Annotated in this window: 22 protein-coding genes; 18 read left to right on the top strand and 4 right to left on the bottom strand. The window is 36.1% G+C overall.

The genetic code is table 11. The features are described 5' to 3' along the window. Nucleotides 1-44: 44 nt before the first annotated feature. Together TY16_RS21585 and TY16_RS21580 are read left to right on the top strand one after the other, a co-directional pair. Nucleotides 45-473, top strand: coding sequence for a GNAT family N-acetyltransferase (locus TY16_RS21585; protein WP_043933820.1), 429 nt, complete (start codon nucleotides 45-47; stop codon nucleotides 471-473). Between the two features lie 151 nt (nucleotides 474-624). Then, nucleotides 625-855, top strand: a complete 231-nt coding sequence (locus tag TY16_RS21580; protein ID WP_043933819.1) for a hypothetical protein — start codon at nucleotides 625-627, stop codon at nucleotides 853-855. Nucleotides 856-1,318: 463 nt separating this feature from the next. Here TY16_RS21580 and TY16_RS25430 read toward each other — a convergent pair whose 3' ends face one another. After that, complete coding sequence (locus TY16_RS25430) at nucleotides 1,319-2,131, bottom strand: helix-turn-helix domain-containing protein (RefSeq protein WP_052342820.1); 813 nt, start codon at nucleotides 2,129-2,131, stop codon at nucleotides 1,319-1,321. A gap of 123 nt (nucleotides 2,132-2,254) precedes the next feature. Here TY16_RS25430 and TY16_RS21570 point away from each other — a divergent pair, with 123 nt between their 5' ends. Both TY16_RS21570 and TY16_RS21565 read left to right on the top strand, forming a co-directional pair. Further along, a complete protein-coding gene (locus tag TY16_RS21570) occupies nucleotides 2,255-2,614 on the top strand; it encodes a hypothetical protein (protein WP_043933818.1) in 360 nt (119 codons plus the stop codon). Continuing rightward, on the top strand, nucleotides 2,598-3,236 hold the full coding sequence (locus tag TY16_RS21565; RefSeq protein WP_331281069.1) for a short-chain dehydrogenase: 639 nt from the start codon (nucleotides 2,598-2,600) through the stop codon (nucleotides 3,234-3,236). Before TY16_RS21570 ends, TY16_RS21565 begins: the two co-directional genes overlap by 17 nt. A gap of 196 nt (nucleotides 3,237-3,432) precedes the next feature. Here the strand turns inward: TY16_RS21565 and TY16_RS21560 are convergent, their stop codons facing one another. Continuing rightward, nucleotides 3,433-4,131 (bottom strand): YHYH domain-containing protein, encoded by a 699-nt coding sequence (locus TY16_RS21560; RefSeq protein ID WP_043933817.1) that lies wholly within the window; start codon nucleotides 4,129-4,131, stop codon nucleotides 3,433-3,435. Nucleotides 4,132-4,238: 107 nt separating this feature from the next. Here TY16_RS21560 and TY16_RS21555 point away from each other — a divergent pair, with 107 nt between their 5' ends. After that, nucleotides 4,239-5,006: a hypothetical protein gene (locus TY16_RS21555; protein WP_043933816.1), complete on the top strand. Its 768-nt coding sequence runs from the start codon at nucleotides 4,239-4,241 to the stop codon at nucleotides 5,004-5,006. 68 nt (nucleotides 5,007-5,074) lie between these two features. Here TY16_RS21555 and TY16_RS21550 read toward each other — a convergent pair whose 3' ends face one another. Continuing rightward, on the bottom strand, nucleotides 5,075-6,007 hold the full coding sequence (locus TY16_RS21550) for a hypothetical protein (RefSeq protein WP_043933815.1): 933 nt from the start codon (nucleotides 6,005-6,007) through the stop codon (nucleotides 5,075-5,077). A 226-nt stretch (nucleotides 6,008-6,233) separates the two neighbouring features. Continuing rightward, a complete protein-coding gene (locus tag TY16_RS21545; RefSeq protein WP_043933814.1) occupies nucleotides 6,234-6,875 on the bottom strand; it encodes a hypothetical protein in 642 nt (213 codons plus the stop codon). A gap of 185 nt (nucleotides 6,876-7,060) precedes the next feature. On the opposite strand from TY16_RS21545, the gene TY16_RS21540 reads away from it, so the two are divergent. The 13 genes from TY16_RS21540 to TY16_RS21485 all read left to right on the top strand — a co-directional run bounded on the left by TY16_RS21540 (nucleotide 7,061) and on the right by TY16_RS21485 (nucleotide 15,372). Next, the gene (locus TY16_RS21540; protein ID WP_043933813.1) at nucleotides 7,061-7,312 is read left to right on the top strand and encodes a YolD-like family protein; all 252 of its coding nucleotides are present in this window, start codon (nucleotides 7,061-7,063) and stop codon (nucleotides 7,310-7,312) included. Between the two features lie 78 nt (nucleotides 7,313-7,390). After that, nucleotides 7,391-7,642 carry a hypothetical protein gene (locus TY16_RS21535; protein WP_043933812.1) on the top strand — a complete coding sequence of 84 codons (252 nt, stop codon included), beginning with the start codon at nucleotides 7,391-7,393 and terminating at the stop codon, nucleotides 7,640-7,642. A 637-nt stretch (nucleotides 7,643-8,279) separates the two neighbouring features. Further along, on the top strand, nucleotides 8,280-8,486 hold the full coding sequence (locus tag TY16_RS21530; RefSeq protein ID WP_043933811.1) for a hypothetical protein: 207 nt from the start codon (nucleotides 8,280-8,282) through the stop codon (nucleotides 8,484-8,486). A gap of 5 nt (nucleotides 8,487-8,491) precedes the next feature. Then, on the top strand, nucleotides 8,492-8,686 hold the full coding sequence (locus TY16_RS21525; protein ID WP_155922300.1) for a hypothetical protein: 195 nt from the start codon (nucleotides 8,492-8,494) through the stop codon (nucleotides 8,684-8,686). A 112-nt stretch (nucleotides 8,687-8,798) separates the two neighbouring features. After that, complete coding sequence (locus TY16_RS21520) at nucleotides 8,799-9,335, top strand: hypothetical protein (protein WP_197028440.1); 537 nt, start codon at nucleotides 8,799-8,801, stop codon at nucleotides 9,333-9,335. Between the two features lie 628 nt (nucleotides 9,336-9,963). Beyond that, on the top strand, nucleotides 9,964-10,140 hold the full coding sequence (locus tag TY16_RS26395; protein WP_155922299.1) for a hypothetical protein: 177 nt from the start codon (nucleotides 9,964-9,966) through the stop codon (nucleotides 10,138-10,140). A gap of 184 nt (nucleotides 10,141-10,324) precedes the next feature. Beyond that, complete coding sequence (locus tag TY16_RS21515) at nucleotides 10,325-10,717, top strand: hypothetical protein (RefSeq protein WP_231505662.1); 393 nt, start codon at nucleotides 10,325-10,327, stop codon at nucleotides 10,715-10,717. 251 nt (nucleotides 10,718-10,968) lie between these two features. Next, complete coding sequence (locus TY16_RS21510) at nucleotides 10,969-11,295, top strand: hypothetical protein (protein WP_043933808.1); 327 nt, start codon at nucleotides 10,969-10,971, stop codon at nucleotides 11,293-11,295. A 210-nt stretch (nucleotides 11,296-11,505) separates the two neighbouring features. Continuing rightward, on the top strand, nucleotides 11,506-12,123 hold the full coding sequence (locus TY16_RS21505) for a hypothetical protein (protein ID WP_043933807.1): 618 nt from the start codon (nucleotides 11,506-11,508) through the stop codon (nucleotides 12,121-12,123). Between the two features lie 449 nt (nucleotides 12,124-12,572). Then, nucleotides 12,573-12,836 carry a hypothetical protein gene (locus tag TY16_RS21500; protein WP_043933806.1) on the top strand — a complete coding sequence of 88 codons (264 nt, stop codon included), beginning with the start codon at nucleotides 12,573-12,575 and terminating at the stop codon, nucleotides 12,834-12,836. 8 nt (nucleotides 12,837-12,844) lie between these two features. Then, complete coding sequence (locus TY16_RS21495) at nucleotides 12,845-13,243, top strand: hypothetical protein (RefSeq protein ID WP_043933805.1); 399 nt, start codon at nucleotides 12,845-12,847, stop codon at nucleotides 13,241-13,243. Between the two features lie 128 nt (nucleotides 13,244-13,371). Beyond that, nucleotides 13,372-14,382: a Gfo/Idh/MocA family protein gene (locus tag TY16_RS21490; protein ID WP_043933804.1), complete on the top strand. Its 1,011-nt coding sequence runs from the start codon at nucleotides 13,372-13,374 to the stop codon at nucleotides 14,380-14,382. Nucleotides 14,383-14,541: 159 nt separating this feature from the next. Next, nucleotides 14,542-15,372 (top strand): hypothetical protein, encoded by an 831-nt coding sequence (locus TY16_RS21485; protein ID WP_043933803.1) that lies wholly within the window; start codon nucleotides 14,542-14,544, stop codon nucleotides 15,370-15,372. Nucleotides 15,373-15,452: the final 80 nt, after the last annotated feature.

The following is a 15,452-nucleotide window of genomic DNA, read 5'->3' as shown; positions in this document are numbered from 1 at the left end:
AATAAGCTATAATTTAGATATTACTTAATAGAAAGAGGTTACTAATGCAAGAAAATATTCAGGAGTTAACATCACAAAAACAATGGATTGAGGCATTTCTAGTCCTAAATCAGCTTCGGACTGATTTAACCGAAGAATCTTATTTGGAGTTACTTGAGGAAATGCAGAGAGATGGCTACAGGTTATTCGCTCTTTATAATAATAATAGAATTGTTTCAGTGGCTGGGTTAAGTTGGAGAGTGAACTTCTATAATAAGAGACACATTTTTATCTATGATTTAGTAACAGACATAGAATATCGATCATTTGGATACGGTGAGAAATTACTATTATATATACATAGTTGGGCAAAAGAGCAAGGAGCAGAGTATGTTGCATTGGAATCTGGACTTCAACGAATAAATGCTCACCGATTTTACGAAGAAAAATTAGAATATGATAAATGGTGTTATTCATTCAGAAAACCACTTTAGCGACAACTCTAAAAGAGTGTTGATCCAGTAAGGATTTACACTCTTTTTTGTTGAACTTCTTGTACTAAAGGGGGCAGGTTAGCTCAAAATGTATAAATGATTTAAATTGCTCAAAAGATAAAGGTAAACTTGCTTATAGGAGAGATACCTTTTGAATTATCGGATATTTATTTTTATGATGGCTTGTTTATTTTTCATATTCCCTACTTCTGGCTCTGCGTCTTTAAATCCAGTAAAAGACACCAGTTTGGAAACGCTGTCTAAACAGGAAACAGAACTTGAGAAAATGTATACTAAGCGGCGGGCTTTGAGTGAGGCACTTTTAGAAGTCGATCAGGAAATTTTTAGGTTTCAACAGGAAATTTTGAAAAAGGCAAAATAGGTAAAGCAATTTTTTTAGTGACAGGTGCATTGATCCAGAAAGGATTAGACACCTTTTTTTGTAAAATTTTTGTTGAGGAACGAGAGAGCCTTCCTATAATAAACTGAAGTATGTAAAGATATGTACTTAAACATACGGGTGCTATTCTTCAATAAGGCTTTAAAACAAGGACCCCAATCAGGTTCTTGTTTTATGTTCATTTATCAACAATACTATTTAACATAGCTTTTTGAAAAAAGTCGACTGTCGAAGTAGCGGACGCATGAAGACAGGTGCAGTAGTATCAGCGGCACCGCCTGATTTATAAATTTGTACAATATGAGAATCAAATGTGTGGAGAGCTAGAAAAGGGCGATGACATGCCCTTGACCCAGAAACCTGACCAAAATGGAAAAGGACTGCGGTCACTTTGGTACTTCAGATCCCGCTGGTATAAGTCAACTTTCACCTTAGGGGTGGAGTTTCAAGTTTTAACCCTGTACTGCTTAGGGGTACATCCAACAATTCGTACAAAATTACGATAAAAGCTAGTTGGGGAGGAAAACCCTAAGTCATAAGCTATTTCAGTGATTGTTTTAGTTGAATGACAAAGTAGGTCTTTTCCTTTTTCTATTCGCAATGTCAAAATATACTGATGAGGTGTAAACTTCGTTAGTTTTTTAAAGGACCGCATAAAATGGTACACGCTTTGTTGAGCTAATTCAGCCATCTGTTCAATTGTTAGCTCATCAGTATAATTTGTATGGATATACTCTATAACCTTATCCATCGCCATATCTGAAGCCACATGTAATGTACGTCGCCTAACCTGATGACTTCCCTTTAAAATTCCTGAAAAGTAAGAGAAAATTTCATTTTCTAATTCAATGGTTAGAGGGTTTGAGTTTTTATTTTCAAATAAATAAGGTGTTAACCAAAGTTTCATTTGTCGTTGCAAATCTGCGGTAAAAACTCTTTGATTCTCATTGAATTCAATTTCATCTAATATTGAAAATCTCTCTTTAGCCCAATTGTTTAGGGCTTCTCGATTAAGACCCACAATTATAAATGAGCTTGTCCTTCCTTCAAATTGATGACCGTGCATTGAATGAGGATTTGCTACAATAGATTGTCCCTCCGTTAAGACATTCTCCTTACCATTAAGATTTGCGACCATTTCACCTTGTAATGGAATTGAAATCTGATAAACATCTTTATGAGAATGAAGGGTATCGTTCCAATTTTGTCCCTCTATTTGTAAAAATTTTATGTTTGGTAATTTAAGATGAAATCCCATGGATACCCCCCTTTTTAAAAGTCGTTATTACTATTTTATCAAATAATGCTTTCTAACAAAGCAGTTTTTGTAATGTTTTTAATGTTTCACCACCTTATAATTAAGTCAAGAGGTGATTAATAAGTGAAGTTCAAAACTAGATGCTATTTAGTTTATGGTATTGCACCAGCTGGAATAAATGCTAAAGAGGTCAATTATGCATTGAATCAATGGATCAAAAATAAAGCATTTGGGAAAATCATTTACCATGAACATTTTGCAAACAAGCCATTGGGAGGAATTGCTGTATTTGAGGTGAATTCAAAAGACGAATTGGAATTCCTAAAAAAAGAGCCTTCTGATCAAAATTCATTTCTTTTTGGTTGGAATTTAAGTTATCACCCTATGACCCATAGTACAAACACAAACCGCTTTGTCTATCAAATCCAATACACAATGTCATCTTATGGCGGAACAAGTATGACTTATGAAATCAAAGATTAAGAAAAAAATAACAGCTAGGAAAATAATTTTCCTAGCTGTTATAAGTAAAATTTCTTTATTAGGATGTGAAAATGTATTGCATGCATTAGTAATCGGTGGTACAGGGATGTTATCAAAAGTCTCATTATGGTTAGTGAATGAAGGCTATAACCTATCAGTAATAGGACGTAATCCCCAACGAATGAATCAATTGATAAATGCGTCAAAGAAACAATCCCGAATTACGCCATTACTAATTGATTATCACAACGATATTCAATTAAAAGAGCAGCTAAAAATGACTATAAAAAAGAACGGTCCAATTGAATTGGTAGTAGCATGGATCCATTCAACGGGAAAGAATGCTTTAAATGTAATTTCACAAGAGCTTTCAAGTGAAGAAAATTCATGGAGACTATTCCATGTGCTTGGAAGCAGTTCAGACCTAGATGAAATCAAGAATAATACAACTTTACCTTCCAACTGCTTATATCGCCAAGTTCAATTAGGGTTTATTGTTGAAAATGATTATTCTCGATGGTTAACTCATGATGAAATTTGTAAGGGAATTAAGGAGTCCCTAGTTAATGATGAACAAGTAAAAATAGTTGGAACGATTGAACCCTGGGACGAACGCCCTTAATAACATTGAAATGGGTACTACAGAGAAGTAAAGTTGTATATCCCGTATTTTTTAAGGGATATAATTTATATACCAATGAACACAGATCATATACGGGGATTGTGAAATTTTCTTAAGCTAACGGGTATCTTTAAGAACATATACAAATAAAAATGCTCAGAACCATAAAGCGGTCTGGGCATTTATCATGCTAATGCTAATTGTTAGCTTTTCGTTTCTTTCGGTCAATATAAGTTGATATGGATAGAACAACTGCAGCAAACCCCATAACAGATGCAAATCCTATCCACCTTAACGAAGGATCACTGGCTTCAGAACCACTTTCTGCTGACTTAACAGAAGCAGCAGTTTCTTGAATCACTTCTGTTTCCGTCTCCTGGTTTTCCGTGTATACCTCTGTATCATAGCCATCGTAATATCCTTCTGAATATGCTTCGAACTGATATTCATCGGAGTAATTTCGGTATTCATCATATTCAAGTCCGATATAGGAATCATCTTCACCGTCTGAATATCCTGCATCCAAACTGTTTTGTTCGCACAATTCCAGACCTTCTTCATGACCGTCGTCGATTCCGTCTTCAAAGCCTCTCCCGAAATCATCGGTTCCTTCCCAATACCAATCATATTCTTCTTCGCAATTAGACGTATATCCGTAAGCTGTATCGTATCCCTGGCTGTACCCGTTGTCATAATCCTCCTGGGGAGCCGGGAGGTTATATGTGCCGCCGTTTCCGTCATGGTAATGATACTCACCGTAGTATAGACCCCAATCATCACAATTCGTCCGGCATGTATGACCGCCACTTCCATCTGTGTTTCCTGGGTGTGCTGAAACAGTGGATGACAAAAGGAAAAGGAAAAACACTGTATAAAACAATATATTCCGCTTCATAAAATCAACCCCTTAAGTAAAATTTTACCACAAATCCTTCTGCACAACGATTGAATATTTTATTGGGCATAATAGCTATAGATATAAGAAAGTGGGAGGATAGAATCGTGAAACGGCTTTTAATTTTAAGCTTTTTTATACTTGGCGTACTAGCCCCGCTACATTCAGCAACTGCAACCGTAGGACTGAAAATAAAAACAGACGATATATTATCTTTCGAAGTTAACCGGTTAAACGGTGAATCCCGCTCATTCTCTGAACGCAATGGCTATGATTACTTCATCATTGATAAGGTGGTTAACTGGATAAACAAATCAAGTGCGATGAAGGAAACAGAAGATATAAACGTAAGCACCCCTCCAATTTCTAAAATGAAGATCGTAATGAAAAACGGGAACACAGCAGTGGTTGAGCCAGCTTATAACTGTACGTCCAAAAACACAACGAAAACGTGTACTATTGCAGACAGCGAAGTTATATTTACACAAAATGATAAAAGAGTCAGGCTGAAATCAAAAGAGCTATTTGATTGGCTGTTGGTTGGCTGGAAAATTGAAAGTGTTGGTGCACCTAAGGAAGAACTGCTTGAGGAAACATTCTATTTCAGGTATTTTTCCTACCTTCCGGATAAATACACCGATTTTATCCTTTGTCCTAGAGTAGACAAAATCGAAAGAATTGAAGGGGATACTAGGAGACATATCATCCATGCAAGTGCGCTGAATTATTCTTCGCATCATGGTGATAAACCGTATGACCGGATTCATATCACCTTCAGTGATACTCCTGAAAGGGGAGTAGAAATTACTAATGTGCAAATTGAAAGAGGAATATCAGGAAAAGAAGCCCGTGTTCAGTGTGGAAGAGACGAATAAGACATAACAAAGCCACAACTAAATGGAGCTGTGGCTTTGTAAATTAAAACTAGTTGGAATAGCCTTAATTACGGAACATGTATATATAATCCTTCCTCTGTCATTTCAGGGAATATCCCAAACGCATTCCATGTTTCTTCCACAACTTTGGAAACCGGATCGAAATCAGACAATCCACTCCAGTTTGGATAGGTACCGTAGATTTTATCCAATGCGTCCCATAGGTTTTTCCACGATTCCTCAAAATAGTTTTCCTTAAATAATTCATTTTTGTGGTTAATGACCAATTCATCTGGCAGCCACGTTGCTCCGTGGATGTTCCCGATTACAGTTGCTGCCATTTTTATGAGAAAATAAACGCGCTCTTCAAATTGGGGAAAGAATTTACCCAAATCACGGTGGTATCGGTAAAGGTTGATTTCCTCTTGGATTTTTTCTTTTGTGTCGTTAACGACATCTATCAGGAAAGGAATTAACAAGTCCGAATCCTTTGGCAATGTTGAGGCAGATGTCCGAAGGGCAAAATATTCAGACCAAGCTCCCCAGGCGCTATCGTATAGGCGAGTTGATAGTTCGGTATCGCCAAAGCGCTTAGAATCAGAGCCGAATATGTTCATCATATTGAAATCATCATGAACATGACAAAGCTCATGGTGGATGGTATTAATGAAAAATTGCTGAGTTTCTTCTCCGTATAATCCTGCGACAATATGCTTGTCCAAGAATATCGTACATCGCTTTTCACCATTAACCTTGTAATCCAGGACCTTCGCGAAAGCCCTGGCGTGTTCATTATGAGTGAAACCCTCTAATAGCTTATGTTCCCTTTGAAACGAAACCAGTTCCTTACCGAAATCATCCGGTACTATGATGCTCTCAAGCAATGACAAATTAAGCTGTGACTGTTTTTGCAAATCCAAGATGATAGTTTTCAATGCTTTTTGCAACTGTTGGATTCTTTCGTCGGGCATTTCAAAGAACTTCTTAATAATGAATTCCATATAAATACCTCCTGTAAAAAATTTTACTATATTTGAAGAAGAGGAGTATTTTTCAATACTTAGTCAGAAATGAGAAATCTATCATCGGAGCCGGATATAGGAGTGGTATTTTTATGAGTATTTCACTTCGAACAAGCTAGAGGATTTAAGGTATCTAAAGATAAAAAATAGCTAAGAAATAATTTTCTTAGCTATTTGGGAGGGGAGTTTAATTAGGTAACTTTATTTAGTAGCGATATTTAATTGTAAACTCGGGGTCAACTTGATAAAGGAAGCTGACTACAGACAATCCATTACTAAAGACTCTGGATTCATCTTCTACAATTATCGTTCCTGAAATATCTTTACCGTTGGTCGCATCATAATCACATACTGCTCCGGCAGGTAATACTGCAGTTAATCGTACAGTCCCACGAGTCATATTAAATCCCTTGAATGGTAATGTCTGATAGATATAAAAATTACCATCCGTTTCAGGGTAAACTGAATAGGCATAGCTGAGGTGATAAATTCCACCTGGAGTTATTGCCTCTAGTTTTACCGGTTCCATATACATTGTAGATAACCCCAACAATGCATCCAACCTTACTCCGTCAGTAGAACCACTAGCAACCTGGGAAGCAAAATCCTGCACTTCCTGAATAACCACTGACTTTGGAATAGGAGCAAATTGAACCTTTCCTGCCTCGAAAATTCTCAAATCTTGATCTGGGATTTTCTTTATTCCTGGTACTAGAAATTCTTCATTTTCGGGTAGGGGGCTTTCAAGCTGAAAAAAAGTCTCCACCCTAACAGTATCAAACTCTTTGCCATATCTTGATGTAGGAGTAATCGTTAGCACCGTATCTTGCATTAAACAATTATACATAAGCCAATCTCCTATCTTCTCCTCCCAACCTAAATTATACAATAATTGTTGTAAAAAAAACCCACTTTTTATCATTGATTGTAAGAAAAACAAGAATAGTTTGAACAAGTAACTAGCTGAAGGTTTTCACTTTAATTATAGGAACGTGTGTTCTATACTATTAGAGTAGAAAGGTGAGTGATTATATGGGAATACGTGATCGAGGGAGCTTGGAGTGTAGAGGTTTCGAAGAAATCGAAGAGAACATACTTTTCGCGATGGAATTTGCTATTCCGGCAAGGATTAAAATTTGGGACAACCGATTCTTCAAGGAATGCAGGGGAATGATTCATAGACTGGATGAGATAAACAAGGTGCTCTACCTGGAAACAGAAGAGGGAAGGATGATAAAAATAACCTTTTCCGATATTATAGAAGCTTTTTCAGAAGATACATAAAACGTAACAAAACATACAAAATCTCGACAATTTTCCCCTTTTATATCCGTTATGATGGAATCAAATGGGAGGTGTCAGATGTACAAATTGCAATTTGTCAATTCTACCACCAAAGAGATACTTCGCGAAGTAACGAGAACAGATGAAAATGAAATCCGATTCGAAATCATTCAAAATGTGATGGAATCCCCGCTCGGTCAACTTTTTATCGTGGACAAAAACAAGGTGTTACTAGAAGCCCAGTATGTTACTCATTTCCACAAAAAAGAAGAAGGCATGATGGTTTACAAGGTTATGTTAAAGACAAAAGGGGTTGAAAAAAAGTCATGATGAGGCACGCAGCAATGCGTGTTTTATATTTTATAGCACTTGGCACAACCATGCCTCCTTATTTAGTGATTTAGGTGAGAGATTTGCAAAAATGGAGTCTTTCCTTCGTTCACACAAAGCAATTTTTCGCGACTTCACAAAAAATGGAGTCGTTTTTATATTCTTCTAACGCCTCATGCATAGAATACAAGCGCACGGACTCTTTTATTATCAAAAAGACCAACGAAAATGATATAGACACCATCAGATATCAGTGTATCCCAGGATCCGAGCATCTATTCTTGTCCATTTACGAAGGAAAGATTGGTCCAAGCTGGGTTCGACCATGAATATAATTCAATCGGGGAATACACACGATACATTCGTGACTTAAATCTACTAAATTTTACATATTAAACGGCGGGGATATATTCACCATACAGCAAATCCTGGGGGCATTCTACCGTGAACATTGTTCAGAAGTATATTCAAATAATGTGAAAGTGGTAAGACAGCAGCATAATTAATTCAATCCTTTAAACAACTCTTTTAAACTCCTAAATGGCAAACAAGCATTTTCTTTTTCCCCAATAGTGAAAATCCCTGATAAAATTTATACAGGTAGAATTTCAAATTGTTAAAGCTGGAGGCGTTTGATTTGGGCAAGGCATTTGATAATTTACTAAAGAGGCATGATGAAGTAAAGAAACAAAAGGAAATAAAAAATACGGTAAATAAAGCAGATAAAGTCAGGAGTTACCTTAACAGAATTCAAAAGGAATGCGAATTCAAAACAGCTGAGGATTATGAAAGGTTTGTGGAGATAAGCCTGGAATTGATTGAACAGGTAAAGAAAATGAAATAAGGGGGTTGATGAAAGTCAACATGGAGCCGGAACAGATATTAATTTTACTTTTCATGATATTCGCTTTCCCTGCAGCATGGTTAGTCATATTCATCTCAACTAAATTCAACATTGATGTTTCCAAGGTGGCTATGGCAGCAGGAATTGTATTGGGGTTACTAATTGTAACCATAAGAACAGTCTTGGAAAAAGGATTGTAATGGAAAGGCAATGTGTTTGTAGCAATAAGCTGAAAAAGGAGATGTGCAATGGATAAACATAAGTTTGACCCAACAAAGGTAATTGGCGAACAGATGAAAGAATACGATCAAAATGACGAAGGTATGGTTGAAAGGAATGATTGAAAACCTGATTGGAAATCTATCCATCCTGATAACCTGTCTGTTTCTTATAGTTTATATTAAGCATAAAGGCTGGTTTAGGGATAAACAGTCAACCCCACGTTCTTTAAGTGAGGTATGTATACAAAAAACGATGAAGATTCCATTCACATGTCAAAATCCAACCTGTAGACACGAATTTGAAACCATTGATGAAATGTACGTGCTTTGCCCTAAGTGCCATGGTGCAGATGTTAAGGTTCTCAATTGGTATGAGCAAGTTAGAGAAATAAGGGAACTTGAACGAGATGAAATTAATGGGAAATACAAGTTTGACCCTGATTGGATGAAAGACCCTGAAACAAAGGAAGAGGTTTACCGTGGCACAATATCAGAACGTGATGAGGTTATTGCCCAACAGGCTATAAAGATTGAACGGTATGAAAAAGCACTAAAAGAAATTGCTGAAATGCCGTATGGTTTGCGTGAGGACATGGTTAAAAAAGCAAAGAAAGTATTACAAGGTTAGTACACAGTTCGGTTCATCGCTGACTTAAATTGTGAAATAGATTTTGAGGGGCGCTAGGCACTGAAGCGAAACAGACGTAAATTTCGATGTAAGGAGTTGTTTTTGTGTTGCATTTGCAGCCATTAACTGCATTGATTGCTTTTCTCATTGCATTGCTGTTGCTTGTTTTATTGAGGTTTCTAAACACTAGATGGAGCAAAAAGTGTTATTTCTGTAGTAGAAAATTGGGGAAAATTAAACATTCTACTACATGGGTTATTGAAGGTAATTCTGTTGCTGTTTGTTATCAGTGTGTACCTTACGTTTATCGTCGTGTATATGGTAAGTCTCTTAACAAAATTGGATAGAAGGTAAAGAAAATTATTAGTTTCGAAATTCGGTTCCATTGTTGAACTGACAAAAAATGTGGAGGAATGAAAAAAGTGAAAATTTCAGTTTTGTGAGGCTTGTTATAAAAAGAATAATCGCTTCGTAAAAGGATAATACTTTAGAACTTTTGTTAAAAACGGTGATGTTTTTAACGTATATCATTGCGAAAACTGTAATATTGACTATCATGAAAAGCAAAGTGATTGAGGTATAGCTCGGTTATATTACTCGAATTGTAACCCAAAAGGAGAATGTGAAAATGGAAAAAAACAAAAAGGAACGAAATGTGAATGATCGTCTTATAACGAGAATAGAAAAAAGAAAGGAAAATGCAAAGGTTGAAGAATTTTCTGATGCTATCAACAATCTCGAAACTTACAATGGTTTAGACCAATTCTTCGAGAAAAAGGATGGCGAAAAAGATACAGATAGATAGCTCGCGTTACGGTGAAATAATCATATAAAGACACAAATGGTGAAGGAAACAAAAACTTGGGCGAACTCCAAGTTTTTTTGTTGTTCAAGAAGAAAACGGAAAACCTTCATTGCTCGTTCAGGCGACATTATTCTATCGCATCTTTAAAATGGAGGAATTTTAGAAAATAAGGTAAAAATTTCAAATGAATACAAAACGATATGATACGATAAATATAGATGTCAACTTTGACAACAAATGGGGGATTATGTATATGGTTGATTTGCTGAATCTTGCAAGCTTTATGCTTGGACTAGTTGCTTGGATCCTTCCGATCATGAATCTAGCCCGGAAGGAAAAACGGGATCATAAAAACTTGGTCATTTTATCATTTATAAGCATGAGTGCTTGCAGTATTTCGCTATGTTTCCAGATTTTATATGTCTATTATAAGGTAGCGGTTGAGGAATGGGGGTATTTAACGGACACAATGTATGCTGTGGCGTTTGCCTCGGCATCTCTACTTATCGTTACGATTGTATTAAACGCTATTACTTTGAATGTGTTAGGAAGAAGGGTAAATAGACAAGTAAGTTAAATGTTCTTTAACCTGGTAGTCAGAAAAACAGACAGTTGCAAAACAATTATCAAGAAAAGACCAAAGAGGAAGGTCTTGAAGGGATAAAAGGATGGTGTCCGGAAACCATAACCCCCTTCTTATTCAACATACAAATTTTTGATAATTAAGGGCGGATTAATTCAAAGGAACTAACACACTTTTATAGAAATCCTTATTGAACAAACGGTGGGGATTGTTTAACAAAGAAATTTATTTGGAGGTCTAATCTTATGCCATTAGAACAGGAAGTAATTGGTCTGTTAATAGGTGGATTTTTGATTGTTGTGGGGATTGTAATGTTAGTTGTAGTGTTCCTTTGGATCAAAAATAAAAATAATGGTTCAGGATATATCTGGACATTGCTACATTTACTATTAGGTTCTGTTGCAGCTTATTTTGCATTAAAGGCTATTGCATTTGACTACAACCATCCAATGGCTTCAGAAGAGATTTCACTCCAGATAGGTGTTTCTGGAGCAGTTTGGGCATTGAGTATGAATTGTTTGATGGTAGCATTATTTAGTTTTTCTAAAAAGAGAAACCATAGTGCTTCTTAAACAAACTATTGCTTATCCATAATAAAGTAAAAGTTCGGAACTGTCAGTGCCCTGTATCGCCTCAAAGATTGCAACAATTTGCATCTGCGAAACGTTAACCAAATTGGTTAACGTTTTTTTATCGTGGATTATCAGAGAGCTAAAACAAGATCGTTCTGATAATAAAGGAAGAAAACCGTGGTGAAACGAAATGGGTAGAGGGGTGATACAATGACTGAAAGTATGGTAATAGAGGCAGGAAGATTTGGCATATGGGACTCAGTGATAAATGGTTTGACTAGTAGCATAGTAATTACTTTTTTATTATTATTGTCAGCGGTTTTACTGGCGCTTTATATTTACAATTATTTTAAAAGTAAACGAAGGACAACAATTTCAGCAGTCTTGCCAGCAGTAGCAATATCTTTATTTTTTCATACATTCATTTTATGGGGAACAGAACGAACAGCGGAAAGCAAAATGTTTAATCCATTGGGAGGAGGATTTGTATTAGAAAGGTGGGAAAATGAGTATGTATTTCCATTTCTCGAACAAATGGAAGAGAAGGAAATTGAGGTGGAAGCAGTTAAACGGATCGATGTGAGTAAAAAAACATATTATTCGAAAAATCAACCAGAAGATTTGATTCCAGTTAGTTTGATATATCGAGGAAATAACGATAAGGGAATTAACTGGGAAGGGGAGGCTCTAATCTATTATGATTTAAAAAAAGAAGATACTCCATATATGAAGTACAAGGAACTAAAAAATGACCTCGGGCATGGTTACGAAAAAGGAATCATAAATGTCGAATTACACCTGCCTAAGGGATATTACTTTAACCAATAGCTATGAAAAACTGCACTTTGTGCATGAATGCATTGCTTGACGCTTCCTCTCACAATGATGCACAAAAAGGTGAAAAGAGCTCAGACCTGGACCTGAGCTCTTTGCATAGACAGAGAAATCCTTCAATCAAACAAGTAATGAACTGGCGCATACTTTTGATTCTGCTTCTTCAGAACGTTCTCTGTTAGTGTTCCGTATCGTATTGTTCAATTTCGAAAGCTTCCTACAGTTAATGGCGGAGTTATCGCTGAAACCAAAAAGAAGACAAAACGTAAATGAACGGCTTTATACAAGGCAGCCTAAAGTTTAAATCTGTTTTAATAAAAGGGCTAACTGGTTTTCTCCCTTATTAAAAACAGAAACGTTTACCATTATTGAAAATAAAGTAATCAATTCACCTGCAGGATTCCTTTTTTGGTAAAATAAAGAAAAGGAGTGGGAGTAGCAGAATGGAAAGAAAGAGACCGACATTACAGAACAAAACCGAAATTCCGGTTAACATTTATAAGGGCAAGGAATTGATTGCTGAATGCAAAAGCATCCAGGAAGCGGCAAGATTCTTTAAGCGGGAAACGAATGCCAAACGGTTCAACTGGTCAGCCATAAACAATGGAATTTGGCATGATCTGCCTTATTCGATTAATGGCGCAACATACTATTTTACGACGGATGAAGAAGCTGTAGAACGCAAAATGGAACAGATTGGGGGATGATGAAATAGATGCAGGCTCGCTTGAATAAGCCTCTTTTGGGTGAATATACGAACTTTTTAAAGGGATATATTGCTGCTTTTCTGACTGTCATCATTGTTATTTTCATCAATAATGTTTTGCTTATGGAGTATGATACGTTTTCCTCTAGAGCGGCTCGCTTTGCAGAAGGAGTGCCATCCATCCTTATCTTCGGTCATTATTATGTTCTTCCGGGATGCATTTTAGGGGAATGGGTTTACAGGAAGTTTGCTGTTTCAAAACGTTTTCTTACAGGCTTTGTCTTATTCGCTTTATTGGGGTTTGCTTTCGGTATAATAATTTCCGGATTTCAATTGAATGCCATTATCCTTGCAATCACTATAGTCGGATCAGTTTTGTTTTTTTGCTTCAGACGTGATAGAAAATGACAATGAATGGTGCAAGGATTGGCTGCTTGTTTATTCAACTAACGGTGCAGGTTAGTTGAACAAGGTGAACCTTTTTAGAATGGATTTATTAAAGATATTTTAGAGGAATGATACGGGGAGGCTACATAATGAGAGTCGGTATAATCGGCGGTGGTTTTGGGTTATCAGTCCAAGCACCCATAATCAATATGCACCCAAAAATGGAAGTATCCGCTGTTAGCACAATGCATAGACATCGTTTGCCAGAGGAATTATTAAATTGGGAGCATTATAAGAACTGGGCTGAAATGTTAGAAAAAGAGGAACTTGACCTTTTATTTGTAAGCTCACTACCTATTTATCATTTTGAAATGGTAAAAGAAGCATTAAAAAAAGGGGTAAGTGTAGTTTGTGAAAAGCCCTTCACAATGAATAGTAGCGAATCAATAGAACTATTAAACCTCTCTAAGTCCTATAATGCAAAGGTATTGATTGATTTTGAGTGGCGTTACCTCCCTATTCGTCAAAAGATGAAAGAGTTAATTCAAAACGATTTTATTGGGAAGATAATTCATTTTGAGTACCACATATCAAGCCCGCAGTATCAAAAACTTCAATCAACTCAAAGAAATTGGATGGGTGAAAAACAAAAATTTGGCGGTATGTTGGGTGCATTAGGAACACATATGATTGATTGTTTGAGATGGTTAACACGAGATGAAATAGAAAGTGTTAATGGATTATTGCATACGCACGTTCCAGAAGGACCAGGAGAACTAAGAGATGCAGATGATGCATTTTTTATCCACGGGAAAATGAAAAATAATACTACTTTTTCAATTCAGCTATTGTCAGGGATTAACCACGGATTCGGTTCTAATTTAAAGGTATTTGGAACTAAAGGAACAATTACTTTAACTAATGATAAACAACTTTGCATTGGAAAGATAAATGACGAACTAGAGGAACTGAAGGTTGAATTCAAAGAAAAAGTTCCAACACATCTATCTGATGAGGCGAGAGCGTATTTTCCAGCTTTTTATTCGTTTTTAGAAAAAGTGTATGACTATGTTATCTCTGACAAAATAGATGAGGACTTACCCATTATTGAAGAAGGGCATCAAAATCAAGTAGTTATTGACAAGATTTTAGGTATATAACGGCACATTCTTATTGAACTAAAGGGTGCATTGATCCGAGAAGGATTGATGGACCTTTTTGTTGAATTCCTTATTAAACAAACTGGGCAGTTTAGTGCAATAAGCAATCTTTTTTGTTTAAGTTAATATGGTAAAGTTAAATACAAGGAGCTAAATCAAATGGGTATAAATTTTGGTAAATACGAAGTACCACCTACACTTCAGAGATTAATTGACCTACAAAATGTTCTAGGCGACCCTGAACAATTTTATCTTGGTCTTAATTTTTACCTTTCACTTGAGAACTTCAGGTATTTTAACACACCGTGTGATGTAGTTGTATTTGGAAATATTGGTATAGACGGTATTCATTATGGGTTCCTTACCGATTATGGGGTTATGACTAATCTTGAAGAAACCCCAATTGTTTGCGTTTGTCCAATGGATTTTGAAAGCCCAACCCGAATTGTTGCTAATAATCTTAGAGAATTTTTGAGGATAAATATGACAGACAGTGAACTTTTCTATAACCATTTTGATAGTGAAGAGGAGTATTTAGTAGCTAAAGAAAAATGGGCTGAAGAGGCTGCTAACTGTCCACATCAACCATCTGAAAATGATAACTTAGTACGTGATAGAGTCACAAAATATTTATCAGAGAATCTCAAGATACCTAATATTAACAATCCATATCGTTACTTTCAAAACGTCGAACTGGAGCGACAAAGAAAAGTAAGTATCCAAACACAGGATGGACTGGGAGTAATTACTCCGCTTCTTCAAGGTGAAATGCACATTCCATTCTCGATTCAAAAAGACACAGAACCTGATTTGGAGTTGTTGGAGGAATATCTTTACTCCACATCAGTTACATCAAGACTTGTGTTAATTAGGGACATTCAGCTTAATTATGTATTGCAAGACCGCCAAGGACTGCAAGAAATAATAATTGCCGCAATGAACAATTTGGGACTTATAGATGAAGCTAAACGTTTATCCGAAGATATATAAATTAAATACTTCTTTTATTTGAAGGCTTTATTTCATCTACTTAATTGTTCAACTAACGGGTGCTTATGTTTAATAAGGTC

This window comes from Bacillus sp. EB01 (assembly GCF_000613125.1).
Lineage (GTDB): Bacteria > Bacillota > Bacilli > Bacillales > Cytobacillaceae > Bacillus_D.
Note: the sequence above shows the minus strand (reverse complement) of the source record. Positions and strands in the feature narration are given on the sequence as shown.

Coding starts and splice junctions, on each gene's coding strand:
- TY16_RS21560 (WP_043933817.1), bottom strand. CDS start 4,131: ATGAAGCGGAATATATTGTTTTATACAGTGTTTTTCCTTTTCCTTTTG.
- TY16_RS21545 (WP_043933814.1), bottom strand. CDS start 6,875: ATGTATAATTGTTTAATGCAAGATACGGTGCTAACGATTACTCCTACA.
- TY16_RS21565 (WP_331281069.1), top strand. CDS start 2,598: ATGAAATCAAAGATTAAGAAAAAAATAACAGCTAGGAAAATAATTTTC.
- TY16_RS21515 (WP_231505662.1), top strand. CDS start 10,325: ATGAATACAAAACGATATGATACGATAAATATAGATGTCAACTTTGAC.
- TY16_RS21505 (WP_043933807.1), top strand. CDS start 11,506: ATGACTGAAAGTATGGTAATAGAGGCAGGAAGATTTGGCATATGGGAC.
- TY16_RS21500 (WP_043933806.1), top strand. CDS start 12,573: ATGGAAAGAAAGAGACCGACATTACAGAACAAAACCGAAATTCCGGTT.
- TY16_RS21520 (WP_197028440.1), top strand. CDS start 8,799: ATGACGAAGGTATGGTTGAAAGGAATGATTGAAAACCTGATTGGAAAT.
- TY16_RS21550 (WP_043933815.1), bottom strand. CDS start 6,007: ATGGAATTCATTATTAAGAAGTTCTTTGAAATGCCCGACGAAAGAATC.
- TY16_RS26395 (WP_155922299.1), top strand. CDS start 9,964: ATGGAAAAAAACAAAAAGGAACGAAATGTGAATGATCGTCTTATAACG.
- TY16_RS21585 (WP_043933820.1), top strand. CDS start 45: ATGCAAGAAAATATTCAGGAGTTAACATCACAAAAACAATGGATTGAG.
- TY16_RS21535 (WP_043933812.1), top strand. CDS start 7,391: ATGTACAAATTGCAATTTGTCAATTCTACCACCAAAGAGATACTTCGC.
- TY16_RS21510 (WP_043933808.1), top strand. CDS start 10,969: ATGCCATTAGAACAGGAAGTAATTGGTCTGTTAATAGGTGGATTTTTG.
- TY16_RS25430 (WP_052342820.1), bottom strand. CDS start 2,131: ATGGGATTTCATCTTAAATTACCAAACATAAAATTTTTACAAATAGAG.
- TY16_RS21485 (WP_043933803.1), top strand. CDS start 14,542: ATGGGTATAAATTTTGGTAAATACGAAGTACCACCTACACTTCAGAGA.
- TY16_RS21540 (WP_043933813.1), top strand. CDS start 7,061: ATGGGAATACGTGATCGAGGGAGCTTGGAGTGTAGAGGTTTCGAAGAA.
- TY16_RS21490 (WP_043933804.1), top strand. CDS start 13,372: ATGAGAGTCGGTATAATCGGCGGTGGTTTTGGGTTATCAGTCCAAGCA.
- TY16_RS21495 (WP_043933805.1), top strand. CDS start 12,845: ATGCAGGCTCGCTTGAATAAGCCTCTTTTGGGTGAATATACGAACTTT.